At 67.0% G+C, this 24,994-nt stretch carries 25 protein-coding genes; 8 read left to right on the top strand and 17 right to left on the bottom strand.

Annotated features, from left to right (window positions below):
* Nucleotides 1-3: 3 nt before the first annotated feature.
* From ACFP3H_RS14680 to ACFP3H_RS14640, 9 genes are all read right to left on the bottom strand, one after another.
* The gene (locus ACFP3H_RS14680; RefSeq protein ID WP_378605630.1) at nt 4-303 is read right to left on the bottom strand and encodes a hypothetical protein; all 300 of its coding nucleotides are present in this window, start codon (nt 301-303) and stop codon (nt 4-6) included.
* Between the two features lie 8 nt (nt 304-311).
* Nucleotides 312-1,805 (bottom strand): ADP-ribosyltransferase family protein, encoded by a 1,494-nt coding sequence (locus ACFP3H_RS14675; protein WP_378605627.1) that lies wholly within the window; start codon nt 1,803-1,805, stop codon nt 312-314.
* Nucleotides 1,802-2,110 carry a WXG100 family type VII secretion target gene (locus ACFP3H_RS14670; RefSeq protein WP_378606388.1) on the bottom strand — a complete coding sequence of 103 codons (309 nt, stop codon included), beginning with the start codon at nt 2,108-2,110 and terminating at the stop codon, nt 1,802-1,804. Before ACFP3H_RS14670 ends, ACFP3H_RS14675 begins: the two co-directional genes overlap by 4 nt.
* A gap of 51 nt (nt 2,111-2,161) precedes the next feature.
* Nucleotides 2,162-2,491, bottom strand: coding sequence for a WXG100 family type VII secretion target (locus tag ACFP3H_RS14665; RefSeq protein WP_378605624.1), 330 nt, complete (start codon nt 2,489-2,491; stop codon nt 2,162-2,164).
* A gap of 368 nt (nt 2,492-2,859) precedes the next feature.
* On the bottom strand, nt 2,860-3,690 hold the full coding sequence (locus ACFP3H_RS14660; protein ID WP_378605621.1) for an alpha/beta fold hydrolase: 831 nt from the start codon (nt 3,688-3,690) through the stop codon (nt 2,860-2,862).
* A gap of 24 nt (nt 3,691-3,714) precedes the next feature.
* Entirely contained in the window at nt 3,715-4,530 is an 816-nt protein-coding gene (locus tag ACFP3H_RS14655) for an MBL fold metallo-hydrolase (RefSeq protein WP_378605618.1), read from the bottom strand.
* A gap of 8 nt (nt 4,531-4,538) precedes the next feature.
* Complete coding sequence (locus ACFP3H_RS14650; RefSeq protein ID WP_378605615.1) at nt 4,539-5,378, bottom strand: alpha/beta hydrolase; 840 nt, start codon at nt 5,376-5,378, stop codon at nt 4,539-4,541.
* Nucleotides 5,379-5,401: 23 nt separating this feature from the next.
* Nucleotides 5,402-6,229: an alpha/beta fold hydrolase gene (locus tag ACFP3H_RS14645; protein ID WP_378605612.1), complete on the bottom strand. Its 828-nt coding sequence runs from the start codon at nt 6,227-6,229 to the stop codon at nt 5,402-5,404.
* A 92-nt stretch (nt 6,230-6,321) separates the two neighbouring features.
* A complete protein-coding gene (locus ACFP3H_RS14640) occupies nt 6,322-9,054 on the bottom strand; it encodes a helix-turn-helix transcriptional regulator (protein ID WP_378605609.1) in 2,733 nt (910 codons plus the stop codon).
* Nucleotides 9,055-9,209: 155 nt separating this feature from the next.
* On the opposite strand from ACFP3H_RS14640, the gene ACFP3H_RS14635 reads away from it, so the two are divergent.
* Complete coding sequence (locus ACFP3H_RS14635) at nt 9,210-10,202, top strand: helix-turn-helix domain-containing protein (protein WP_378605606.1); 993 nt, start codon at nt 9,210-9,212, stop codon at nt 10,200-10,202.
* A 70-nt stretch (nt 10,203-10,272) separates the two neighbouring features.
* Here ACFP3H_RS14635 and ACFP3H_RS14630 read toward each other — a convergent pair whose 3' ends face one another.
* Entirely contained in the window at nt 10,273-10,650 is a 378-nt protein-coding gene (locus ACFP3H_RS14630) for a hypothetical protein (protein WP_378605603.1), read from the bottom strand.
* Nucleotides 10,651-10,879: 229 nt separating this feature from the next.
* On the opposite strand from ACFP3H_RS14630, the gene ACFP3H_RS14625 reads away from it, so the two are divergent.
* Entirely contained in the window at nt 10,880-11,236 is a 357-nt protein-coding gene (locus ACFP3H_RS14625; protein WP_378605600.1) for a hypothetical protein, read from the top strand.
* A 28-nt stretch (nt 11,237-11,264) separates the two neighbouring features.
* On the opposite strand, the gene ACFP3H_RS14620 is transcribed toward ACFP3H_RS14625, so the two are convergent.
* The gene (locus ACFP3H_RS14620; protein WP_378605597.1) at nt 11,265-12,590 is read right to left on the bottom strand and encodes a hypothetical protein; all 1,326 of its coding nucleotides are present in this window, start codon (nt 12,588-12,590) and stop codon (nt 11,265-11,267) included.
* A gap of 284 nt (nt 12,591-12,874) precedes the next feature.
* Between ACFP3H_RS14620 and ACFP3H_RS14615 the strand changes: the two genes are divergently transcribed.
* Together ACFP3H_RS14615 and ACFP3H_RS14610 are read left to right on the top strand one after the other, a co-directional pair.
* Nucleotides 12,875-13,981: an LLM class flavin-dependent oxidoreductase gene (locus tag ACFP3H_RS14615; RefSeq protein WP_378606385.1), complete on the top strand. Its 1,107-nt coding sequence runs from the start codon at nt 12,875-12,877 to the stop codon at nt 13,979-13,981.
* Entirely contained in the window at nt 13,978-14,592 is a 615-nt protein-coding gene (locus tag ACFP3H_RS14610) for a CE1759 family FMN reductase (protein ID WP_378605594.1), read from the top strand. The genes ACFP3H_RS14615 and ACFP3H_RS14610 overlap by 4 nt, the downstream gene beginning before the upstream one ends.
* A 9-nt stretch (nt 14,593-14,601) precedes the next feature.
* On the opposite strand, the gene ACFP3H_RS14605 is transcribed toward ACFP3H_RS14610, so the two are convergent.
* Together ACFP3H_RS14605 and ACFP3H_RS14600 are read right to left on the bottom strand one after the other, a co-directional pair.
* Complete coding sequence (locus tag ACFP3H_RS14605; protein ID WP_378605591.1) at nt 14,602-15,717, bottom strand: hypothetical protein; 1,116 nt, start codon at nt 15,715-15,717, stop codon at nt 14,602-14,604.
* Between the two features lie 160 nt (nt 15,718-15,877).
* Entirely contained in the window at nt 15,878-16,801 is a 924-nt protein-coding gene (locus ACFP3H_RS14600) for an ABC transporter substrate-binding protein (RefSeq protein ID WP_378605588.1), read from the bottom strand.
* Nucleotides 16,802-16,868: 67 nt separating this feature from the next.
* Between ACFP3H_RS14600 and ACFP3H_RS14595 the strand changes: the two genes are divergently transcribed.
* From ACFP3H_RS14595 to ACFP3H_RS14580, 4 genes are read left to right on the top strand one after another with little or no spacing between them, the layout of a single operon-like run.
* Nucleotides 16,869-17,906, top strand: a complete 1,038-nt coding sequence (locus ACFP3H_RS14595) for a FecCD family ABC transporter permease (RefSeq protein ID WP_378605585.1) — start codon at nt 16,869-16,871, stop codon at nt 17,904-17,906.
* The gene (locus ACFP3H_RS14590) at nt 17,903-18,961 is read left to right on the top strand and encodes a FecCD family ABC transporter permease (RefSeq protein WP_378605582.1); all 1,059 of its coding nucleotides are present in this window, start codon (nt 17,903-17,905) and stop codon (nt 18,959-18,961) included. Before ACFP3H_RS14595 ends, ACFP3H_RS14590 begins: the two co-directional genes overlap by 4 nt.
* Entirely contained in the window at nt 18,951-19,754 is an 804-nt protein-coding gene (locus ACFP3H_RS14585; RefSeq protein ID WP_378606382.1) for an ABC transporter ATP-binding protein, read from the top strand. Before ACFP3H_RS14590 ends, ACFP3H_RS14585 begins: the two co-directional genes overlap by 11 nt.
* Nucleotides 19,751-20,590, top strand: a complete 840-nt coding sequence (locus tag ACFP3H_RS14580; protein WP_378605579.1) for a siderophore-interacting protein — start codon at nt 19,751-19,753, stop codon at nt 20,588-20,590. The genes ACFP3H_RS14585 and ACFP3H_RS14580 overlap by 4 nt, the downstream gene beginning before the upstream one ends.
* Before the next feature lie 45 nt (nt 20,591-20,635).
* On the opposite strand, the gene ACFP3H_RS14575 is transcribed toward ACFP3H_RS14580, so the two are convergent.
* The 4 genes from ACFP3H_RS14575 to ACFP3H_RS14560 form a co-directional block, all read right to left on the bottom strand.
* Nucleotides 20,636-21,556: an SMI1/KNR4 family protein gene (locus ACFP3H_RS14575; RefSeq protein WP_378605576.1), complete on the bottom strand. Its 921-nt coding sequence runs from the start codon at nt 21,554-21,556 to the stop codon at nt 20,636-20,638.
* A 140-nt stretch (nt 21,557-21,696) separates the two neighbouring features.
* On the bottom strand, nt 21,697-22,293 hold the full coding sequence (locus ACFP3H_RS14570) for an SMI1/KNR4 family protein (protein ID WP_378605573.1): 597 nt from the start codon (nt 22,291-22,293) through the stop codon (nt 21,697-21,699).
* A 31-nt stretch (nt 22,294-22,324) separates the two neighbouring features.
* Nucleotides 22,325-23,389: a hemolysin family protein gene (locus ACFP3H_RS14565; RefSeq protein ID WP_378605570.1), complete on the bottom strand. Its 1,065-nt coding sequence runs from the start codon at nt 23,387-23,389 to the stop codon at nt 22,325-22,327.
* Nucleotides 23,382-24,737, bottom strand: coding sequence for a hemolysin family protein (locus ACFP3H_RS14560; protein WP_378605567.1), 1,356 nt, complete (start codon nt 24,735-24,737; stop codon nt 23,382-23,384). Before ACFP3H_RS14560 ends, ACFP3H_RS14565 begins: the two co-directional genes overlap by 8 nt.
* Nucleotides 24,738-24,994: the final 257 nt, after the last annotated feature.

Raw genomic sequence — 24,994 nt, 5'->3', positions numbered from 1 at the left:
GCGTCAGGAGTTGATCGGGTTGCCGATGGGGTCGAACACGCGGCGCCCATCGGGGGCAAGCCAGAATCCTTCGCTGTCGCGGCGGTAGACCACCGCACCGTTCTCGTCGCGCCATTCGCGTCCGTCGTGTGAGACCGTCCAATTCTCCTGCGGGGTACCGGACCTGCCGTCATCTTTGATATGGGTGACGTCGCGTGGGGCGGTGGGATCCAACGCACGCAGTCGCACCTGGGCACGCATCTGTTCGAACTCTTCCAGTTGCCGCACTGCCCGTGCGTACTCTTCGTCGTGGGGAGTCGTCATGACCGCCGTTACCTCTCGACCATCTGGATCACGACCCGGCCCGTCGCGGGGTCGAAATACTTGTTGTGCACGGTGAATTGGCTGTTCGACGGGAACAGTACTTCGTCGTCGGTACCGAACGGCATGCCAGTGTCGGGGTCGGAGTAGGTGCGTCCGTTCTTGGACACGATCTGCATTTCCACGTTCCGGTTCTCCGCGAAGACGTCGGAGACCCCGCCGGGCTTGTTCGATGTGGACATGAACCCGGGGTCAGCCCACGATCCACCCTGTTCGAACTCGGCAAGCTGCTCCGGGGTCATGTTCACGTGTCGCACAACCGGCCCCTCGTGTTTGGGCAGCTTCTCCAGTGCTTCGTTCAACCCATCGATCTGACGTTGTTGCTCCGGTGTCGGGGTCTCACCGCGGCGCAGCACACCACCGAGGTCGGTGCCGTACTGGTCGGAAGGCCCACGCGCCAGGATGTCGCGATTCTTTGGGTCCAGAACATCAGGCGCGAGTCCGTGTTTGCGGGGCGGGCCGTTCTTGGCACGCATGTCGAGGATGCGTTGCATCTCCTGTTTGTGTTTGGAGAAGTCGGGCACGTTGGTGAACTTGCGTGCCAGCCCGTTGGACTTGAAGACCGCGATCAGCGGTCGGATCTTCGGGGCGTACCGCGCCACGATATGGGAGACACGGGCGGTGAGGATCAGCGCACCACCGACGGCGGCGGCACCGAAGGTGACGAACGAGGCGGCGATCGAGATCGCCGCGGTGACCCCCGTCTCGATGGCGATGTCTTTGGCCATGTCGATGAGGAATTGCTCGATGGCTTCGCGCATGGCGACCAACGCGCTGCGATGTGTCTCGGTACTGGCGCCGACCTCGGCGAACCCGGCGACGACATCGTCCGCAGCGGCTTTCATCGCGCGGATGTCCTCGTCGACGGAGTCGTACTCCTCGGCGGTGATGTCGGCGAACAGGCCGGCGATTCGGTGGAGTTCGGCGACGTAGCCGGTCACGGCCTCGTTGGTCGCCAGGCTCTTCCACAGGCTGGCGGCGTTGTTCAGCTTTCCGGTATCGCCATCGGGCACGGTGATACCCACCTCGGAGGCCAGGCCGATCGCCTCGGACAACCCGCTGCCCGGACCGCCTGCCGAGGGCAACGGCACCCGGCACACCGCTACCAGTTCAGCGGGCATCTGTGGCCGCGGTGGCATGGCGGCACCGAACTCTGAGGTGGCGAAGTAGTCGCCGATTTCGTGGTTGTAGCCGAGCTCCATCAGGACCCTGCCGTAGGCGTCACCGGCGGCCGCGACCTGGCGAACCGAGTTGATCAGCTCGTTGGCCTTGGTGTCGTACTCAGCGGCCCAGGTCTTGGCCTCTTCATAGGAGCCGCACATGCTGCCACACTGGGCCAACGTCGCCCATTGGGCGTCGATCGCCGTCCACCACGACGCGGCGGCGGCACATAGCTCTCTACCCGCCGTGTAGTAGGTCTCGGTATCGACATCGACGATGGTCATGCTTGGCTCTCGCTACCGGTGGCCTGTCCACCGCGTCCGAGCAGAGCTCTGTTCGCGACGATGGTTGCGGTGTAGGAGTCGTGGGCGGTGCGAGCGGCGGCCCGCATCTTTTCGATGCCAGCGGCAGCGGTCCGTGCCGAGGCGATCCAGTCGACATGCGCGGCGTCGTAGGCGAGGGAAGCTGCACCGGTCCAGTCGGCTCGCATCGCGTTCACTCGCTCATCGATCTCGACCAATGATTCTTCGAGGAAGTTCTTCAACGCGTTGATCTGGATCACCGCGTCATCGAGTTCGTTCAGGTTCACCCGGTACCGCACGTCTCTCCTAGCGTTGTTGTCGGCGCGCCTGACCTGAAGTCACGGCAGGTCTAGCGTGAATTCCGGCGAGAGTTCCCCAGCCCAGTCCCGGTCTTGTTCGGAAAGCGTCACACTGGTCACGCCGAGTGCGTCCGCCATCTCGGTCAACGCGCCCAGGACACCGGCGACGCCGGTGCATACTTCGGCCCACCCGGTCCGAAACGATTCCGATGCCGGGCCCTGCCATCCGGTCAGCAGATCGTCTACGTCGGCGTCGGTGGCGCGGACCCCGGTCAGCAAGGATTGCGCGGTCTGCTGGATGTAGAGGCCCGCGTTCTGGACATGTTCGGGTGTGATCGAGAACGTCCCGTTCGGATCCGGGGATGTCATCTACTTGCCGTCCTCTCCAGGTCTGGTCGCGTCCGACCGTAACCGAACAGCCCTATGGAGGTCGAAGCAGTCCGATCAATGCATCCAACGTGGCGACACCGCGCCCCCCGTTCCGGTCATGCGGAGCGGCGTCGTGGCAGTGTGTGACCGACTCAGGGACTGCTGCACGGTGCGGCCTCACTGCAATGTATCCGTGCACGTCCGGCTGTGAGGAGCAGTGCGCCGGATGGGACGGAGCCGATGTTCGGATCGACTCCGTCCCGATCTCGCTGCTCGACAATCGCGGTCCGCAGCTCCGACCCTGTCCCGCCGGTACCAGGAGGTCGTAGGACTGGACACGATCGAATGTTCCACGATCGGTTGGCTGGCTATCGAACCGAGTTCGCGGCCTCGACGATGGTGTCGGCGACTGTGACCGGCTGGGATACCAGTGAGGCGTGCGAGGAGTTGATCTCCTTCGTCGTGCTCGACGCTGCCCGCCCGGCCATGAATCGTTGTGCGGCAGGGGGAATGACACGATCCTCGGCGGAGATCAGGTACCAGCTGGGAGTTGTCGCCCAGGACGGTGGGCCGGAGGGCTCCAGGTTGGCGTTCAGTGCGGCCGAGAGTTGGTGTGCGTACATGTCCGCGGCGGTTTCGGTGCTGACGTCCTGGGCGAAGATCTGGTGGAAGTAGGGCGCGTCGATGTAGCCGTCCACGTTGTGACCACCGATTCCGGTGGCGTCGTCCACGACCCGGACCTGCAGTGCGGGTGGCAGGAGTTGGCTGCCGGGGAATCGGATGGGATCGAGAAGTCCTTGCACGAATTCGCCTTGCGCCGGAGCGAACGCGGCGATGTAGACATTGGCTGTGACCTTGGGGTTGTGGGTGTTGGTGATGACGGCACCACCGTAGGAGTGTCCGACGAGCACGACAGGGCCGTCGATGCTGTCGAGAACACCCTGCAGTGCCGCCGCGTCATTGCGGGGACCGCGCAGCGGATTGTTCACGGCGACTACGGGATAGCCGCGCCCACGCAGCTCGGCGGCGACTCCGTCCCAGCTGGTGGCGTCGGCGAACGCGCCGTGGACCAGTACCAGGGTGGGTTCGCCGGGATCGGCGGTCGCGAGTGCCGGGACGACTGGGCTGACAGCGACAACGGTCGCGGCCAGCGCGCTCAGCAGCCGACGCCGGCGCGGATTCGGGACATCAGTAGACATGGTCGTTCACCTTTTCGGGAGCGCTCAGTGCGCGAGCGGCGGTGTGGGAGAGGGAAATTCGACAGGCTTTCCGGACGGCAGCCACCGCACCCGGTGATGCACGCCTTCGGACTCCTCGAGCAACCGCACGCGCGCACGGTCGTGGCTCTCGCTGAAGTGGGTCCAGCCTTCGTAGTGCACCGGCACGGCGATGCGCGGTTCGAGGAGCCTGATGAATCGGGCGGCGTCGCGGGCGTCCATCGTGTACTTCACCGGCCCGGTGAGCCCGAATCGGACGGCGCCGAGATGCAGCAGCGCGATATCGACGTCGAGGCGGCGGGCGACTTGCTCGAGGCCTTTGAAGTAGACAGAGTCGCCCGACATCCATACCGCCACAGCGGATTCCGATGGTCGTTGGATCGCGAAGCCGAGGTTTTCACCCACGAGCAGCCGACTGAACGGCGGCCCGTGGCGACTGGGAGTGGCGATCACCCGCAGCGGTGCGCGCACCGGCGAGGCCAGTACGGTCTCCTGCCAAGGCACCATCGATTCGGCGTGGGCGAGACCGAGCCGGCGACTGCCGCTCGCGGTGGTGATGACCCTCGGCACGGTGCGCAACAGTGCGCGTCCGACGTGGTCGAGGTTGTCGGCATGGTGGTCGTGGGAGAGGAGCACGACGTCGATCGCGGGGAGGTCGTCCACCCGTATCGCCGGGCCGATCGTCTTCACCGAGGAGGTGCCCAGGGCGAAGTCGTAGCGCGCCCCCGGCTCGTCGAAGGTCGGATCGGTGAGGATGGTCCACCCGTCGATCTCGATGAGCGTGGTCGGCCCGCCGATGTGGGTGATTCTGACGCCGGTCATGGTGAGCGCTACATCGCCTGCGGGAATCTGGTCGCGGCGTGGCGCAGCGTCCAGTCCAGGGCATAGTCGGCGATTTCCTCCCACCCGTCCTGGCTCACCAGTCGGTGCGTGCGATCGGGGAACTCGATCTGCTCCACCAGCGCGGTGCCCTCGGAGTACTTGCGCAGGGCGGCCTTCTGGATGGCGGGTGGCGCGACGTGGTCGATGCCACCGGAGATGAGCAGCAGCGGTGCCCGGTCTGCCTTGCGGAAGTCGACCGCGGTGATGCCCGACTTCTTCTTCGGCAACGACAGCACGCCTTCGAAGAAGACCCGATTGGACGAATTCACGGCGCTCGCAGCCCATTCCAGGTCGGAGTCGGCGCGGCTGAGGTCGTTGCCGAACGTGTAGTGGAAGTGGCGCTTGGAGATCGGGCTGGCTTTGCCGAAGCGGAACGGGTTGGACAACACCGGAAGACCCGTGCGCAAGGTCGAGAACGGCAGGGCGAGAACGCCGGCCGGTTGACCGGGCGCCACTCCGACCCCGGCGATGCCGAGGCCTCGATCGAGCAGCATCTGGGTGAAGATCCCGCCGAAGGAGTGGCCCATGATGATGGGCTGTTCGGGCATCGATGCGATGAGATCGGCGTAGAAGTCGACGATCTCGACGATGCCGACGCCTTCGAGTGAGCGCGGATCCTCGCGGATGTCGGCAGGGGCGCGATCACCGATGCCGGGCCAGCCCGGAACGATCACCTGGTGTCCGAGGTCGCGGTAGCGCCGCGCCCAGGTGTCCCAACTCGACGGAGTCATCCAGAGCCCGTGGATGAGCACGATCGGCGGCTTGTGGGTGTGTTTCGGTTGGCTCATTGCGGTGTTCTCCGTTCCGGTGTTCACGAGTCGATGAAGTCGAGCAGGTCCTGGGACAGTCGCTGCTTCTCGGTGTCGGGGAGCGCGTGACCGGCGCCTTCGTAGACCTTGAGCTCGGCACCGGCGACGAGTTTCGCCGAGCGCAGACCGCCCACGTCGATGGGGACGATCTGGTCGTCGTCACCGTGGATGACCAGTGTCGGCACGGTGATCTCGGCGAGGTCGCCACGGAAGTCCGTGGCCGAGAATGCAGCGATACATTCGTAGGCGCCGCGATGGCCTGCGGCGAGGCCTTGCAACCAGAACGCGTCTCGCATCCCCTGGGGGATGTCGCCGTGCCGGTTGTGGCCGAAGAACGGGCCGTCGGCGAGGTCGCGATACAGCTGCGAGCGAGACGCGCGTTCGCCGGCGCGGATCGCGTCGAAGACCTCGATCGGCAGCCCTTCGGGATTGTCGTCGGTGCGCAGCATGAACGGCGGAACAGCCGAGACGAGAACAAGTTTCGCGACCCGCGAGGATCCGTGGCGGGCGATGTAGCGCACCACCTCACCGCCGCCGGTCGAGTGCCCGACCACGGTCACATCGGTCAGGTCGAGGGTGTCGAGCAGCGTCGCGAGATCGTCGGCGTAGGTATCCATGTCGTTGCCGTTCCACGGCTGGGTGGAACGGCCGTGTCCGCGCCGATCATGGGCGATGACACGACAGCCGTGCTCGGCCAGGTACAGCGCCTGGCTCTCCCAGGCGTCGGCGTTCAGCGGCCAGCCGTGGCTGAGCAGGACCGCACGCCCGTCGATCGGACCCCAGTCCTTGTAGAAGATCTGAATTCCGTCGTCGGCGGTGATCGTCGGCATTGCGGCCTCCTCGCGAGTGGGTGCTGAGCACTGTGTTCACGATGGGCCACAACGGACTCCGCGCGAATCACGTGTCGCACGTAGTCCTGAGGTCAGTTCGCAGTCGGCGGCAGGTGCTCGCGCAGTTGGCGGCGCGAGGAAATGCCGAGTTTGCGAAAGACTTTGCGCAAGTGGTAATCGACGGTGTTGGCACTGAGGAACATGGTGGCGGCGATCTCGGCGTTGGTGTGGCCTGTTGCTGCCAGCGCTGCCACCTCGGACTCCTGGGCGGTCAACTCGACCGACCTGGCAGGGTTGTCGACCTGTGCCCGCTCGCCGAAGGCATCCAGCTCGCGTGCTGCCCGCTCGGCAAAGGCGACTGCGCCGAATCGTGTCAATCCCTCTACTGCGGTGTGTAATTGGACCCTTGCGTCGGTACGGCGACGTTGTCTACGCAGCCATTCGCCGTAGAGGAGATGGGCACGATAGAGGTCGATCGGGGTGTCGGTCTCGGTCAACGCGGCAATAGCGGCCAGATAGAGTTCCTCGGCGTCCTCGGTCGGCGCGATCAGTGCTGAGCACCGCAAGGCAACACCGTGTGCCCATGGCGACCCGATGTCGTCGGCGAACCTCGCGAATTCGACAGCGACTCGTTCGGCGTCGGCGGTGTGGCCCGCTCGGGCGGCCGCTTCGATGTACTCGGGGAGTTGGTGCGGCGAGACCTGCAGGAATCGATCGGCTTCGAACGGCGTCAGCAGCGTGTAGGCGTCGTGGTAGTGCCCCTCAGCGAGGTTGCGGATCGCTAGTGCGTTGATCGTCGCGGTGTGGACACCGCCGAAACCCGCCGCCAGGGTCGACTCGGCGATCTGGGTGACCACCGCTGTCGGCGCTCCCGTCCAGGCGAGGTACGAGCCGTTGACGACATGTTCGGCCGGATAGCCCATCGCTTGGCGCAGCTCCCGGACGCGTGCGACCGCCCGCCCGGCGGCGGTGACATCGCCGCGATCGAGTTCGGTCAGCGACCGCATCCAGAGCAAGGAATCCAACTCCCGGAGGGTGCCCGACCGGGTGGCGATCCGCTCCCCACGATCGAGCCAGTTGTTGCGTGCCCGCTCGTCCCATAAGGCGCTGGTGAAGATCACCCCTACGATGCTGAACTCCAGCGCTCGACGATCGCCCAGTTCACTCAGGACGTGGGCTGCCTTCCGCATCGGAGCGACCGCCTCGGCATAGGTATCGAGGAGCAGAGCCGCGACACCGATGAGGATTGCGCGGGTGATCGGTTCGGCCTCGGTCGCGGCGGCCCGCATCCGAAGACCGAGACCGCGCATGGTGTCAGCGGTCACCGTGCGTTCGGCGCTGTGGGCCACATCGAAAGCGCGCAGCAGCGCGAGGTGCTCGCGGCGTGTGTCCCGGCCGTGGAACAGGTCCGCCGCCGCGGTCAGTTGATCTGGTGCGAGTCGAATCGCCTCGGGATCGCCGAGAAAGGCGGCAAGCGATGCCCGCACGAACAATCGCCGTCCGGCGGCGACCGGCTCGAGCGCTTGCGGGTCGGGGATCCGATCAGTCAGGTCCACGGCGAATCGTCCGGCCCCGGACTCGGATGCCGACTCGGCGGCGGCGAGCAGGCGATCGTCGCGCAGCACGGGATCCTCGCTCAGCTCAGCCGCCCGCGCCAACAGGCTCGCCCTGGCGATCAGGCCACCACGCCGCCCGGCACGCTCTGCCGCATCGACCAGGCGTTGCGCGATACCGTCGTGGGGGCGCGCAGTCGCCGCTGCGGCGTGCCACGCCCCGACATCGACCGACCCGGATGCCTCGGCGGCCTGAGCCAGGGCACCGTGGACGCGACGACGCGCGGCAGCCGTCGCGGCACGGTAAACGGCCGCGCGCACCAGCGGGTGCCGAAATCGCACTGCCCCATCGATGACGACCAGCCCGGCGTCGTCCGCCGTTTCACCCGCGCTCTCGTCGATATCGAGGAGTGCGGCCGCGCGATCCACCAGCTTCAGATCTCCCGTCGATTCCGCGGCTGCCACCAGGATCCAGTCCTTGCAGGAATCGGGCAGGAGATCCAGCTTGCGTCGATAGAACTCTTCGAGTCGTTGGCTTGCGCGGAGCGGGCGGGGGACGAAGGACGAGTCCGTGAGTTCGCGGATGGTGAGATCGCGCGCGAGATCGGTCAAGACCAGCGGGTTCCCGCCGACCTCGTCGACGATATCGGCGGCGACCCGCGGCTCGAGGACCCCGTCGAACGAGTGGGTCAGCAATGCGATGGCATCGGTACGGGCCAGTTCGTCGATCTGAAGCGTCGGCACTCCCGCGAGTCGGACATCGACGTCGTCGTCGGGACGTGCCGCGAACACCACCACTGCCGCGTCGGCACGCAGTCGTCGCGCGACAAAACCCAACGCGTCCAACGATTCCCGATCCAACCACTGTGCGTCATCGACCGCGCACAGCACGGGTCCGCCGCAACCGACGATCGCGAGCAAGCTGAGCACCGCTCGCCCGACCAGGAAGCGATCCGGCACCGCGCCCGCCGACACTCCCAGCGCGACCCGTAGCGCCTCCCGCTCCAGATCGGGCAACTGCGCGCTGTCGACTTCGATGGATCCGACCAACCGCTGCACGCCCGAATAGGGCAGGTTGGCTTCAGCCTCGTAGCCGTCCGAGCGCAGGATTCGGAACCCGTGCGCTGACACGATCAGGGACTCGATCAGTACCGACTTGCCGATTCCCGGCTCGCCGCGCAGCACTACCGCGTGCCCGAGGCCGTTGCGTGCGGCGGCGATGAATCCGTTGAGGTGGTCGAGCTCGTCCGCTCGTCCCATGGGCTTGAACACGACAACCCTCCTGCTCGGGCATGTGCCCAGTCATGTTGCCGAGCGTAGGGCGCTGTGACCAGGCAAACTGGTCTCGGCGTGCACGATTTCTGGGCTGATGGTGCCGCACGGATCAGTCGTGATCAGGCGGAGAGCCCGACTGGGGGAGGCGGGTTATGGCCACAGTGCTCGAGACCGGCGCTTTGGTACCGACGGAACGTGCCGCGGCGATCACCACTGCCATGCAGGAGGCATCCACGCCCTGCCATGTGGTGCACGAGAATCCAGGCGTTCCCGCACACGCCCGGTTCGATGTATGGGAGTTCGGGGATGTCAATATTTTTCGTGCCGACATCTCCGGTATTCAGCTGATCCGGACGGCGAAACAAATCCGGGCGAACCCCTCGCCCATGCTGGCTCTCGCGGTGCATCGCAAGGGTTCGGCCCGCTACGAACAGGACGGTCTCCAGCGCGAAGTCGCCGTCGGCGACCTCCATCTGATGGACCTCAACGCCCCGTACGACTTTCGTTGGGACGGCGACGGCGGGTCGACCTGCCTGCATGTGCCCCTCGATCAGCTCGATCTCCCGGTCGAACGCATTCGCCGGGCCGCCCCGCACCTGCATCGCAGCCCCTACTACCGACTCGTCACCGGGCATATCACCGAAATGACCCGGTGCGCAGACGATCTCAGTGCCGGGCCCGCCGCGCGCCTAGCCGGCTCGGCCAGTATCGACCTGATCCGCGGGCTATTGCTCTCGACGAGCGAACCCGACAGACACGACGGCGCGGTCATCCCCTCGGAGATCATGCTCGCCGAGATCCGCAGCTACGTGCGACGCAATCTCGCCGACCCCGAACTCGATGCCGCGCGCATCGCCCGCGCCCTCAACATCTCTGTGCGTCACCTGTACAAGATCTGTGCCGCCGCCGACTACAGCCTCGCCCAGTGGATCATCGGCCAACGTCTCGACCGCATCCGCGCCGACCTCGCCAGCCCTGGGCTGCGTCACTGGTCCATCGCCATGATCGCTCAACGCTGGGGCTTCCGCGATGCCTCACACTTCACTCGCCGATTCCGCGTCACCTACGGCGTCACTCCGCGAGAATGGCGTCGCACGACCGCCGAGGACAGCATCCACGGCGCGTTCGGTGACCGGCAAAATTAACGGTGACCAATATTGTCCCGCACCGCTTCGGAGCTTCCGAAGGATCCTGATGTACTGTGTTGTCGCCGGGCTATTTGAATCGACTTACGGAGATGGCGGAAATTTCCGGCAGTGCTACCGGACTATCGTCGGTATGTGATCCGTATTCGAGCGCATCGAGGAGGCCGTTTTTCACCCACAGGGTGATGAATCCGGTCACTGTCCCATCAGTGTCCGCGACCTCTCCGAACACTGGCAATTCGCCATCCTCGGCGGGACCTGTTGAAGCGCCGGGGGAGACACGGAAGTCCAGGCTTTGCGATCCCTTTCCCCAGGTGGCGACTACTTGCGTGTGTGAAATCTGGGACGCAAATTTGGCCGCACCGGGAAACTCTACTGACAGTAACTGTCGAATGATCGACTCTTCGTGGCCATCGAGTGGGCGGGGATCTATCTGTTCTCTGCTCATGCTTCCTCGATCTATCAGGGGATAAAAGCTGTACTGATCTTGAAGACTACGTCGATCATCGCCCCACGCATGTGGATTGTGTGGCCATCGATGGTGCGTACCAGCGGGTTGGTCGGGCCATAGAACCTCGAGTGCGGCCACTGCAACGCCCTGACGCCCCCACGGTCTCGGCGATGCTGACGCGGATAAGCAATGGCCACCCGCCCAATGCTCGGCATAGAGTCCCCTCATGTGTACCTACGGTCTCATGCAGTACAAGCTGCACTACGCCTGCGTGGCCTGCCGGGTGTCGTTCAAGCGGTTCCAGCCGAGTGCTGACACGGCACACCGCTGCCCCCGGTGTGCTGCCCAGATGCAGTGCGCGGGACACGATTTCGCGGCGCCTCGTCGCATCGACAGCCGAGCCTGGTCGGTAGTCGGCGCAGTCCTCGACGCCGGCCTGCGCTACGAAGGCTTCGAACCCTGCGGTTGCGGCCACGAACCGAAGTCCCGCCCACGGAGCCGAGCCCGACTGCGCGCCCGCCGTGCCCACGCCGCCCGCCACGGTATTCCCCTGGCCGAAGCTCTGGCCCTGCCCGGAGTGTGAACGTCGGCTTCGCGATGCCGACAGGTCGTCAGTAGTTCGGCCCCGGAAACCGGCCGTCGACGTCCGGTACGAGGGTGAATTCGCCGCAGTTGTAGTGGATCACCTTCCGATCGCCGCGTCCGAAATCTGGATCGATGCACCCGGCGTTGAGGCCGTGGTCACTTTCCATGGCGACGACGGTGACGCCGCCGAGGTCGGCGAGCGGGAACGCACTCCAGCCGGAGTGCACCGATCGACCGGTCGCGATATCGATTACCGGGGCGTCGTGACCGTTGAGGATGTACAACTTCTCACCGGATATTCCGAGGGCTGAGATATTGACACCGCTGGATTTCGCCGAGTCGATCTCGAATTTCAATTCCCATGTTGTTCGATCGAAAACTTTGTAGGCTGCCGGTTTGCTGTCGCCGTAGGTGACGAGCACGAGGTCGGAGATCGGATCGGGCTGGATATCGGTGGCTTCGTCCAGCTTGTCCTGCTGTTTGCCGATGTCGCCACCGTCGATCCACACGATTCCGTCGATGACAAGGCTGTGGTCGTCGGCGCTGATCCCGTGCCATGCGAACGCGAAGCCGACATCGGAGGAGTAGACGAACGACAATGCCCGGACGATGGTGCCTACTCGGTCGTACAGGCCGGCGTCCAGCGGACGCCCATCGGCTGCGGCCAACACTGAATACCGCGAAGTCGCTGCGAGGATCGGGTGCTCGACAGCGAACAGGGAGTCCGTCGCGCCGATGACAGTTCCCTGGCCCTTCCAGGTCGGTGTCAAGGTTCGACCCGAGTAATAGTGCACCTGGGGTTCATAGCCGTTGTTCGCCATGGCATAGGAAACCGCTATCCCGTCCGCGGAGCCGAATATTCCGGTCAGCGACATCGGTGTGCTGTCGCTGGTCACCACTGTCTTCGCGAGTGGCGACGGCGACGTGAGATCGAAGGAGAACAGCGTCAATTCGTAGGACTCGGACTCGAGTCCGGACGATTTCCGGTGGACGACATCGGCGATGACGACGATGCTCTCGGCACCCGAGCCCATAGTCGCGCACTTCGTATCGCCGGACACTTCGTTCGGCACGGTCGGTACCCGAATCTCGGCGCGGGTCGCCGTGGTGGGCACCAGGATCTGGGCCGTATCCGGGCTGTCTTTCGCGAAGGGTGCGCCGTTGCACCCCCAAGCCAGGACCCCCCGACGAACAGCGACAGCGGACCTGCCCGCTCCGCTGTTGCGAACGGTGATCGGTGCCGCCGCCTGCGAGACGGTCGACGATTCTGTGGTGGTGACAGGGCCTCCCGCGACTCGGGCAGGGGGCGGCTCGGAGCAACCGACGAGGGTCAGTGCCACGAAGAACGTCACCGCGACGGATGCCCCTGGGAGAAAACGGCCTCGCGGGCCACCACTGAATACCATCAGCGCAGAATGCGCCGTCACGCACCGATGCGGTATCGGCCGATCACTCGACATGGGCCGTTTCGACCGCCGGGTTCGGATCGCGGAGGTCGATGGTCGACACCGCCGACGGGAAGTCCGATCTCACCCACGATGTGTGATGCAGCCCCCCACCACCCCACCTACCCTGATCACTACAACTCCGAGCAATCGACCGGCTCCGAACGAGCGAGGTGCACTGCATGAGCGGTATGCAATTCGGGATCTTCACCGTCGGCGATGTCACGCCGGACCCGACGACCGGGCGGGCGCCGACCGAACACGAGCGCATCACCGCCACCGTGGCGATCGCGAAGAAGGTCGAAGAGGTCGGGTTGGACGTGTTCGCGACCGGTGAGCATCACAATCCGCCGTTCGTGCCGTCGTCGCCGACCACCCTGCTCGGCTATATCGCGGGGCAGACCGAGCGGCTGATCCTGTCGACCTCGACCACGTTGATCACCACCAACGACCCGGTCAAGATCGCGGAGGACTTCAGCGTCCTGCAACACCTCACCGAGGGCCGGGTCGATCTCATGCTCGGGCGTGGCAATACCGGGCCGGTCTATCCGTGGTTCGGTAAGGACATCAGGGCCGCGATCTCGTTGACGGTCGAGAACTACGAACTGCTCCGCGCCCTGTGGGACGACGAGGTGGTCGACTGGAACGGCAAGTATCGGACCCCGCTGCAGGGTTTCACCCTCGCGCCCCGACCGCTGGACGGGGTTCCGCCGTATGTCTGGCACGCCTCGATCCGCACTCCCGAGATCGCCGAACTCGCCGCCTATTACGGCGACGGTTTCTTCGCGAATCACATCTTCTGGCCGTCCTCGCACACCGAGAAACTGGTCGGGCTCTATCGGCAGCGTTTCGCCCACTACGGCCACGGCACCCCTGAACAGGCCATCGTCGGGATCGGTGGGCAGGTGTTCATTCGCCCCAACAGTCAGGACGCGATCACCGAGTTCCGCCCCTATTTCGACAACGCCCCGGTCTATGGGCACGGTCCGTCGCTGGAGGAGTTCATGGCGCAGACGCCGCTGACGGTCGGCTCACCGCAGGAGGTGATCGACCGGACCCTGAGTTTCCGCGACTACGTCGGCGACTACCAGCGCCAACTGTTCCTCGTCGACCACGCCGGCCTGCCGTTGAAAACCGTGCTCGAACAACTGGATCTGCTCGGCGGTGAGGTAGTTCCGGTGCTGCGCAAGGAATTCGCGATCGGTCGCCCCGCCGATGTCCCCGCCGCCCCGACCCACGCGTCGCTGGTCGCGGCCGCCGAGAACAAGGCCGCCGACGACAAGGCCGCTGAAGCATGAAGGCGATCGCGGTCGTCAGCGGCGGCCTACGCGAACCCTCGTCGACCCGGCTCCTGGCCGACCGATTGGCCGCCGCAGTCGGCAAGGCCCTCGACGGCGACGCGGACTTCACCTTCATCGACCTGCGTCGACACGGCCGCGCCATCATGGACGCGATGCTCACCGGCTTCCCCGGCACCGACCTCGAGCAGGCCTTCGAGTCGGTCGCCAACGCCGACGGCCTGATCGCGGTCACCCCCGCCTTCAACGCCTCCTTCGGCGGCCTGTTCAAGTCGTTCTTCGACGTCCTGCCCGAGGAATCACTGACCGACATGCCGGTGCTGATCGCGGCCACCGGCGGCACCGACCGCCACTCCCTGGTCCTCGAACACGCACTGCGCCCGATGTTCTCGTATCTGCACGCGATCATCGCCCCCACCGGCGTCTACGCGGCCACCGACGATTTCGGCGCCTACGAGTCCGGCGGCCTGTCCACCCGCATCGACAAGGCGGCCGCCGACTTCACCCGCCTGCTCACCTCCTGCGAACGCCGCCACCCCCGCGACACCTTCACCGAGGACCTCGACGCGATGACCCGCCTGCTCAACGGACCCGACCGCGACAACCGGTAGCCGATCGGCTCACAGCAGCGGACGATGCCCGCGCTGGATGTTGTCGAGCATGGATACCACCCGGTCGTGGCGGTGCAGCAGTTCGCCGTCGACGTGGCTGCGGTCGCGGTGGTAGGTCGTGAGGCTCGAGTGCATGCCCGACAGTTCGCTGCTCAGGCTGGTCGACATCGTCGAGACGCCCGTTCGCAGGTCGGCGATCTCGTTGGCCAGGTGGGCGCCCATGGTCTCGATCGCCGAGGCCAGGGTGCCGAAGCCGGCGACGAGGATGGTGTTGGTCTTGCGCTGTTCGTAGATGCTGGCGAAGTGGAAGTCGCGCTGGGCGGGACGGACGCGTTCGTGCAGGCGGGCGACGAGGACCTGGTGCACCGCCAACTGGTCGACGCTGGCGGTGTCGACCGGAAACGGGGGCGCCACACCCTCGTATTCGCTTGCCGCGGTGGCGTAGTCGGCCGCGAAGAGCCGCAGCCGAACGAGCGTGGCGCTGAATCGCCCGAGGTGCGCGGTGCCCGCCTCGATGGCCGACCAGAACGGCGCGTAGGCGTTCTCGCGAAAGAGCTGTTCGGCCTGGTCGAGAGTGTCTCTGGCGGCGAACAAATGGCTCGGCAGCTCCTCGAAGGCCTCGAGCGCGCCGTCGGTGCAGCGTTGCAGTGACTCGCCCAGGTGACGCTGCCGTTCGGCCCGCGCGCGACTGTCGCGTTGGCGCTGTTCGAGCGCCGCCGCCCGCTCGCGCTGTTCCCGCGCGTACGCGTCGAGGACCGCGGCGGCCAGGTAGGCCAGCGCCGCGATCACCGGCGCGCGCCACCACTCGAGCTGGGTGAACGCCTGTCCGCCACCCCAGTCCAGATTCGCCCACGGAAACCCGAAGAGGAACAGCACGACCCCGACCGCGAAGCCGATGCAGTACCAGCGCGGGGCGCGCTCGGACTTGCCGAACGCTCGATCGATGACGAATGTGGCGCCGATCGAGATCACCAGCGACAGGATCGTCGCGAGGAACAGCCCGTCCGGGAAGTAGGTTTCGTTGGCTGTGTGATTCGAGGTGGTCTTGCGGCCGAAGATCGCGAGGATCGCACACGTGAGCGCGCCGAGCACGACCGCCGGCAGGATCCGTGACGGTATCCGCATGGTGAATTCCCTTCGCCCACAGCACAGATGGAGCTGACCCCAGCCCAGATCGACCGTAGATTCCGGGCCCGGGGCGTGTCTGTAGTGCGAACGATGGACAGCGGGTGCCGGTGTGTCGAACGAGCGCTGAGCAGGGCCGCGTTCGACACACCGGCGGCGACTACTTCGCGGTGATCCGCGCCACGTCGTCGATGATCTTGTTCGCGCCGATGACGCCGATCCCCAGCATCCAGGTGTCGTCGTCGACCGCGTGATCGCGCCCGGCGCGCACGCCGGGCAGCGTGCCCCACAGGCCGACCACCCTGGCCTTGACGGTGCCGGTCGCGTTGCCGGTGTAGTCGGCGTGGAAGACGGTGTCGCCGTTGATCTGTGCGTATTGCTCGGGATCGAGTTCGACCATCGAGTACTGGTTCCACTCGCGCGGGGGATGGGTGTAGCCGATCTGGGCGAGGACCGAACCGGAGAACGTGTCGGGGCCGTAGAGGCGGAACCGGTCCTGGGTGAAGCGCACCATCGACACGGTGGTGCCGGTCGCGCCGATCCGCTCGCCGACCGCCTTGGCGCGGGTGTCGAGGTCGGTGATCAGCCGGGTCATCTCGGCGGATTCGCCCACGGCGGCGGCGGTCAGGGTGGCCTGGTCGTGCCAGTCGGTGCCCGAGGTCACCGAGAACACGGTGGGGGCGATGGCCGCGAGCTGGGTGTAGAGGGCTTCGTGGCGGACCTTGGCGCCGATGATGAGATCGGGCTCGAGCTCGGCGATGGCGTCGAGGTCGGGCTCCTGGATCGTGCCGACGGTCGCCACACCGTCGAGGCGGTCGCCGAGGTACTTCGGCGCGCCGTAGCCCATCGCGCGTTCGGTGAACGCGATCGGCGTCAGGTCGAGGGCCAGCAGCGCGTCCAGGTGCGGTGAATCGAGCACCACGATGCGCTGGGGAGCGTCGGGCACGGTGGTGCTGCCCATCGCGTGCTCGACGACGTGGCCGTCCTCGGTGGCGACATCGGTTGTGCCGCAACCGGTTACGAGCAGTCCGAACGCGGTGACCAGCGCGCCGACCGCGAGGATCGGTCGAAATCTTGTCTTCATGGCGCCGAACAATAGCCTATCCTTAGTTAGGTTGCCCTATCCAGTTACTGATGGGTACAGTCCGCCGGTGCCTTCGACGCTGCCGCCCTCCGCCGCACCCGCCCGACTCGCTCGCGGCGGGGCGGTGCTGGTGGTCGCGGCGCTGGTGCTGTGCGGGGTGTGCGTGGCCAGCATGGCGATCGGCGCGCAGTCCATCCCGCCCGGCGACGTGCTCGCGGCGCTGTTCGGGCGCGGCGAGGACAGCGTGCGGGTGATCGTCGGACAGTGGCGACTGAGCCGGACCCTGGTCGGACTGGTGTGCGGGGTCGCGCTCGGCGCCGCCGGGGTCGTCATCGGCGCGCTCACCCGCAACCCCATCGCCGATCCCGGGCTGCTCGGCGTGAATGCCGGTGCGGCACTGGGCATCGCGGTCGGACTCACCCTCACCGGCGGGATGGGCGTCACCGGGTTCACCTGGTTCGCCTTCGTCGGCGCGGGGCTGGCGGCCGTGGTCGTCTACCTGCTGTCGATGATCGGGCGCGGCAGCGCGTCGCCGTTGCGGCTGGCCCTGTCCGGGGTGGCGTTGGCGGCGGTCCTGACCGGCGTCACCCAGGTGCTGGTGTTCCTCGACGAGAGCGTGCTCGACTCGTTCCGGTTCTGGCAGGTCGGTTCGCTGGCCGCGCGCGATCTGCCCGATATCGTGCCGTTGATTCCCTACGTCCTGGTCGCCGCCCTGGTGACGCTGGGGCTGTGTCGGGCGTTGAACGCGCTCAGCCTCGGCGACCGCACCGCCGCCGGCCTCGGAGTGAATCTGGGGTTCGTCCGTTTCGCCGGCTTCCTTGTGGTCACCGTGCTCTGCGGCGCCGCCACCGCGCTGGCGGGCCCGATCGCGTTCGTCGGGCTGCTCGTCTATCACATCGCCCGCTACCTCGTCGGCTCCGATCACCGCCTGCTCGTGCCCCTGTCGATGCTGCTGGCGCCGTCGCTGCTGTTGACCGCCGATGTGCTCGGGCGGGTGCTCAGCGGGGGTGGGCCGGTCCCGGTCGGGGTGATGACCGCGTTCCTGGGCAGCCCGGCGCTCATCGTGCTCATCGTCCGCAGTCGGCAGTTGGGAGCCGGATCATGAAGGGGCTCATCGCGTCGACCGGGATCACCCCGACCGATCGCGTCCTACGAACCGGCCGCGCCACCGTGCGCTGGGATCGGCGGGGGGCGACCGTGACCGCCGTGCTGGTGGTGGCGGTCGCGGTCATGATCGTGCTCTCACTCATGGTGGGGGAGTACACGATCGGGCCGAGCGCGCTGTGGGACGTGCTCACCGGAGCGCCACAGCGCCGCCTCGACCGGTTCTTCGTGCTCGACCGTCGACTGCCGCGAGTCCTCGTCGCGGTGGGGGTCGGCGGCGGACTGGCGGCGGCGGGCGCGATCTTCCAACGCCTGCACCACAATCCGCTGGCCAGCCCTGACATCATCGGCTTCACCAGCGGTTCGGCCTTCGGGGCGGTGTTCGTGCTGATCGCCCTGGGCGGGAGTCTCACGACCGGCGCGATCGGCGCGGCCGCAGGCGCTCTCGCCACCTTCGCGATCATCGGAATGCTCACCGCCGTCGGCGGTTTGCGCGGCACCCGACTCGTGCTGGTGGGCATCGCGCTCGGCGCCCTGGCCTCCTCGGCCACCACCTACATCCTCAGTCAGGCCCACCTCCCCTCGGCGGCCGTGGCCCACACCTGGCTGATCGGGTCGCTCAGCGGTCGAGGATGGGGCCACGTCACCATCCTCGCCCTCGGCCTGGCGGTGATCGCGCCGCTGATCGCCTTGCTGCACAGGTCGTTTCGCGCACTCGACCTGGGCGACACCGTCGCGGCCACCCTCGGCGTCCGCGGCGGTCATGCCCGCCTCGCGCTGATGCTGGCCGCCACCCTGCTCGTCGGACTCGCGGTGGCCGCCGCGGGCCCGATCACCTTCATCGCCTTGGCCGCACCGCATCTCGCGCGCGGCCTCACCCGCGGTCCCGGCATCCTGGCCGCCGCGTGCGTGGGCGCGCTGCTGCTCGGCATCAGCGACCTGATCGCCGAGCACGCCTTTCCCGCGCCGGTGCCCGTCGGTGTGCTCACCGTGAGCATCGGCGGGATCTTCCTGCTCTGGCTCCTGATTCGCGAAGGGATCAGCCATCGTGTCTGAAACGTCCACCGCGCGATTGCGCGCGGAAGCGGTGCGCGTCGCCTACGGCGACCACACCGTCCTGCACGAGGTCGACATCACCGTCCCCGACGGGCGATTCACCGTCATCGTCGGCCCCAACGCCTGCGGCAAATCCACGCTGCTCGCCGCGCTGAGCCGGATCCTGCGCCCCGACGGCGGGTCGGTGATCCTGGACGGGGCCGCGATCCACCGCTATTCCACGAAGGAGACCGCGCGCCGCCTGAGTCTGCTGCCGCAATCACCGGGCAGCCCCGAGGGCATCCTCGTCGGCGATCTCGTCTCGCGCGGGCGCTACCCGCACCAGGGTCTGCTGCGTCAGTGGTCCGACGCCGACGCTGTCGCGGTCACCGAGGCCCTCGCCGCCACCGGCACCACCGCACTGCGCCACCGTCGGGTCGACGAACTGTCCGGCGGTCAACGCCAACGGGTCTGGATCGCGATGGTGCTCGCCCAGTCCACGTCGATCGTCCTGCTCGACGAACCGACCACCTACCTCGACATCAGCCACCAACTCGACGTGCTCGACCTGTGTGAACGGCTCTATCGCGAGCACGGCCGCACCGTCGTCGCGGTCCTGCACGACCTCAACCTGGCCTGCCGCTACGCCACCGACCTCATCGCGATGCGCGACGGACGCGTGATCGGCCACGGCAGCCCGCGCGAACTCGTCACCGCCGAGCTGATGCGCGAGGTCTTCGACCTGGACTGCGTGGTCATCGACGACCCGGTGACAGGTTCGCCGATGATCGTGCCCGGGAGCCGCAACCGATGAGCACCCACCGACCGAACCGGTCCTTCGTGTCCCTGCGCGTGCTCCGCGTAATCCCGTTGACCCCCCGCATGATTCGCGTCACCTTCGTCGGCGACCCGCCGTTCCCCCTGATCGACGCGGGGCCCGACCAGTGCACCAAGGTCCTGTTCCCGCCCGGCCCCGACCAGCCGGTGACCCTACCGCCACGCGAGACCACCGACACCGAAATAACCTGGTACCGAAGGTATCTGGCCATGCCCGACGAGCTGCGCCCCCCGATGCGCACCTACACGATCCGCGCCCAACGCCCCGAACTCAACGAACTCGATATCGATTTCGTCCTCCACCCCGGCCACGCGGGCCCCGGCTCGGACTGGGCGGCAACGGCCGCCCCCGGCGACGAGGTGGGCCTGCTCTACCCCGCCCACGTCCTGTATTGCCCACCGCCCGAGGCACAGTGGCAGCTACTCATCGGCGACGAGACGGCGCTGCCCGCCATCGCCGCCATCATCGAACGCCTCCCCACCGACACCCCCGTCCACGCCTTCATCGAGGTCACCGACTCCGCAGACCACCTCCGATTCGCCGACGCGAACACAACGCACATCGAGTGGGTACACCGCGGCAACCGCCCCCGCGGCGAGGCCGTCCTGGCCGCCCTACGCACCGCCCACCTCCCCGAAGGCCCGCCCTACGCCTGGATCTCCGGCGAGGCCGACCTCGTCAAACACACCCGCCGCCACCTCATCACCGACCGAGGCATCGACAAACGCACCATCACCTTCACCGGCTACTGGCGCCAGGGCACCACCGAAGAAGAAAACGGCCGCGAGAGAATCCGCCGCGAAGTTACCTAGACGCCGCTCGTCGACCGGATCCGAGAGTCGGTGGTCGCGCGGCGGTCAGGGTTGGAACTGCCAAAGGAGTTGGCCCGCTTCGACAGTCGGTAGCCACTGGCGGTCGAAGGTGGTGCCGGTTTCCAAGCTGTGGGCCAGGTCGGCGAGCATGGCGCTCAGGGCGGTCCAGCGTGGGCCGTCGTCGTCCGCGCCTACCTTGTCGAATTCGGTGACGCAGCCGTGGAGTGGTCCGGGGCGGGTGTCGACGAACAGGAGGTTGCCGTCGCGGCCGGCGAAGGGGAGGAACTGGGGGAGGTAGGTGCCCGCGGGGTCGCCCGCGGCGGGCGCGGGTGCTTCCAGTTCCTCGCCGAATTCGCCCCAGACGTCGAGTTCGATGTGGTGTTCGGTGACTAGGCGGTCGAGGTCGAACAGTTCGTGGGTCGGGAAGAGTTGGACCCAGTGTTCGCGGGGGAAGCCGTTGATGTGGGTGAACAGGGTCGAAAGTTCTTCGGGCCACGGGATATTCGTCGCCTCGACGGCGCGGGCGAGGTCGGCGGGTTCGGCGCCGTTCAGCGCCACCGACGACAGGTTGGCCCGCAACCAGGTGGCGACGCGCGTCCACTGTTCGGTGACCGAACTCGGCGAGGTCGCGGAGCGAGTCGGTACGGTCGCGGCCGGTGGGGGCGGGACGGGCACCGATCTGTTGAGTTCGTTCTGCGCTCGGATCGCCTCGTCGATGCGTCGGCTCAGCTCGGCATCGGACAGGGTCGGGTCGTCGAAGGTGGGCGCGACGGCGAATTCGTCGCCCACCCGAACCTGGACCACGGTGTTGAGCGGTGCGCCGCCCTCATCACGCAGGGACGCGATCGTGCGCGCCACCCCGATGAGGTCCCGAACAGCCGCCGCGCGGTCGGCCGCGCTGCCGAAGCGCGAATGCGCGGATCCCCGGGCGACATCCCAATAGAACACGTCCCACGTCATTGCCATCGGGTCTCCTTCGGGTAGCCGGTGAACGATCGACCTCGCGCGGAACGAGCGTCCCGCCAGCGTATCGACTTCCCTGCGCACCAACCGCCCGCCGGGCCGTGACAGCGTGGGTGGTGCGCAGACGGCGTGCGGCACCTCGCTCAGGGCTCGAACTCCCAGCACAATTCACCCTGCTCCACGCTCGGCGCCCAGTACTGATCGAACACCGCACCGGTTTCCAAGCTGTCGGCGAGGTCGGCGAACATGGCACTGAGCGAAGCCCAGCGCGGACCGCCGTCCGCGCTGACCTTGTCGAATTCGCTGACGCAGCCGTGCAGCGGTCCCGGCCTGGTGTCGACGAACAGGAGATTGCCGTCTTCCCCGGCGAAAGGGACGAACTGGCGGAGGTAGGTGCCCGCGGTGTCGCCTGCCAACGGGGCGTGCGGAACCATGTCGGCGTCGACATCGCCCCAGACCTCGAGTTCGACGCGGTACTCCCGCACGAGTCTGTCGAGGTCGAAGAGGTCGTGGAGCGGGAGCAACCTGACCCAGTGTTCGCGGGCGAAGCCGTTGATGTGGGTGAACAGCGTCGACAGCTCCGCGGGCCACGTGCCGCCGATGGCTTCGATGGTCCGGGTGAGGTCTGCGGGCTCGGCCCCGTTCAGCGTCACCGAGGACAGGTTGGCGCGCAGCCAGGCGGCGACGCGACCCCACTGTTCGGTGATCGAAGGGGACGGGGAGATGCTCCCGTGTGGCATCGGGTTCCTTCCGGCACTGAGGAAAGGGGACTCATTCCGCGTTGCGGTGTGTCCCATCTCGGACAGTACCCACGAACTCCTCGACCAGGTCCTCGAGCGCCACCACGCCGACCGTGTTACCCCGACTGTCCACCACGCGCCCCAGGTGAGAACTGGTGCGGCGCAAGCGAGCCAGCGCCTCGTAGAGCGGGGTGCGGGTGTTGACGGTGGGCAGGGGGCGGATGTCGGTGCGGGGGATGACGGTGTCGGGGCCCGCGTTGTCGTCGGCCACCTCGTCGAGGACGTCCTTGATGTGGAGGTAGCCGACCAGGGAGCCGTCGGGGGTGGCGACGGGGTAGCGGGAGAAGCCGGTTTCGGAGACGGCGGCTTCGACCTCGCCGAGGGTGGTGCCGTTGCCGATCAGTGGCACCGAGCGGGCCTTGGCGAGCGGGACCATCACGTCGCCGACGACCTGTTCGGAGGTGCCCAGTGCCTGGGTGAGGCGGCGGTGCTCCTCCTCGTCGAGCAGGCCCTCGGAGCGGGACTCGCCGATCATCTCGGCCAACTCCACCGTCGAGACCGTCGCGTCGAGTTCGTCCTTGGGTTCCACGCCCAGCATGCGCAGGGTCATGTTCGCCGCCAGGTTGTAGACCGCGATGAGCGGACGGGCCAGGCGCAGGAACATCAGATGGATCGGAACCAGCAGCAGCGCACAGCGTTCCGGACCGGCCAGGGCGATGTTCTTGGGGACCATCTCGCCCAGCAGGATGTGCAGGATCACCACCAGCGTCAACGCGATCGTGAAGCCGACGGGATGCAGCAGCTGGTCGGGCAGGCCGAGCAGTGCGAACGGGCGCTCGATCAGATGCGCGATGGCGGGTTCGCCGACCCGGCCCAGCAGGATCGAGCAGATCGTGATGCCGAGCTGGGCGGCGGCGAGCATCATCGACAGGTTCTCGCCCGCCTCGATGACCGTTTGCGCCTTCTTCTTGCCCTGGGCCACAAGGGCTTCCAGGCGATCGCGGCGCGCGGAGATGAGCGCGAACTCGGCGGCGACGAAGAACGCGTTGCCCGCCAACAGCACGACGGTCAGGACGATGCCGAACAGGTCACCCATGGTTGTGCTCCCGTTCCGCGAGATGCTGGGCGTCGACAGGGATCAACCGCACCCGGTCGATGCGTCGGCCGTCCATCCGTTCCACCCGGGCGATCCACCCGCCACCGGCGCCGCGCGAGTCCGGCAGGACCGCCTCGTCGCCGCCGGTCGGGATGCGACCGAGTTGGGTGAGGACCAGGCCGCCGAGGGTTTCGTACTCGCCCTCGGGGGCGTCGTAGCCGGTCGCGCGCGAAACCTCGTCGATGCGTAGCAGACCCGAGCAGTCCCAGCCGTCGGAGACCCGGCGCACGTCGCGTTCCTCCTCGTCGTGCTCGTCGCGGACATCGCCGAGGATCTCCTCGATGAGGTCCTCCATGGTCACCATGCCCGCGGTGCCGCCGTATTCGTCGACGACCAGGGCCACCTGCATGCCGTCGGCGCGCACCCGCTCGAGGACCTCGTCGCCGTCGAGACTGGCGGGCACGATCGGCACCGCCACGGCCAGCTCGCTCAGCGGGATCCGCTTGCGGGACTCGCCGGGATGGGTGAACGCCTGCTTGACGTGCACGACGCCGAGGGTGTTGTCGAGGTCGCCGTCGATCACCGGGAACCGGGAGTAGCCGGTGCGCGCGGAGGCGGCGATGAGGTCGGCGATGGTGTCGTCGCGGTCGAGCGATTCGACCTTCACGCGCGGGGTCATCAGTTCCTCGGCGCTGCGCTCACCGAACTCGAGCGACCGGTCCATGACCAGCGCGGTGCGCTGATCCATCGCCCCGCGCATGGCGGAGGTGCGGACCAGGGAGCCGAGCTCCTGCGGGGAGCGCGCCGAACGCAATTCCTCGGCGGGCTCGACGCCCAGGCGGCGCACCACCCAGTTGGCGGTGCCGTTGAGGAAGCGGATGAGCCACCCGAACACCACCGAGAACGCGATCATCGGGCCCGCGGTGAACCGGGCCACCATCATCGGTTCGGCGATGGCGATGTTCTTGGGCACCAGTTCGCCGTAGATCATCGACAGCGAGGTCGCCAGCACCAGCGCGAGCACCAAAGCGACAGCGCCCGAAGCGCTTTCGCTCAGGCCGACGCCGTGCAGCAGCGGGTTCAGAAGTCGGGCCAGAACGGGTTCGGCGATGAAACCGGTGATCAGGGTGGTGATGGTGATGCCGAGCTGGGCGCCGGAGAGCTGGAACGACAGGGTCTGGTGCGCCTGTTTGACCAGTCGCGCGCGGGTGTCACCCTCGCGGGCGGCGGCGTCGACGGTGCTGCGCTCGAGCGCGGTGAGGGAGAACTCGGCGGCCACGAACAGGGCCGTTCCGAGGGTGAGTGCCACGAAGCCGAGCAGGCTGAGCACGGTGATCAGAATGGACATCCTCAGCACCACCCGGGTGATGCCGCAGGGAAACCGGAGAAGGGAACGGACGCTGGGGAAAGGAGGACGCCGGGTTTGTCACCCGGCTCCGTAGAGGAGCCCTCCTGTGTGGCGCCCTTGGACGCGGGTGACAACTGGATCCTTTCGAGGCGGGAACGAACCTGGTGCCGTGATCGGCTACCCCATAGTAATCCGTCGCCGTCGATGACGCGTCGGCGGCGCGGGGCCCGACACGGCGACGGCGGCCGATCGGGGTG

Source organism: Nocardia lasii, from assembly GCF_042658545.1.
Classification (GTDB): Bacteria; Actinomycetota; Actinomycetes; order Mycobacteriales; family Mycobacteriaceae; genus Nocardia; species Nocardia lasii.
This window is presented reverse-complemented; position numbering and strand designations above follow the sequence as displayed.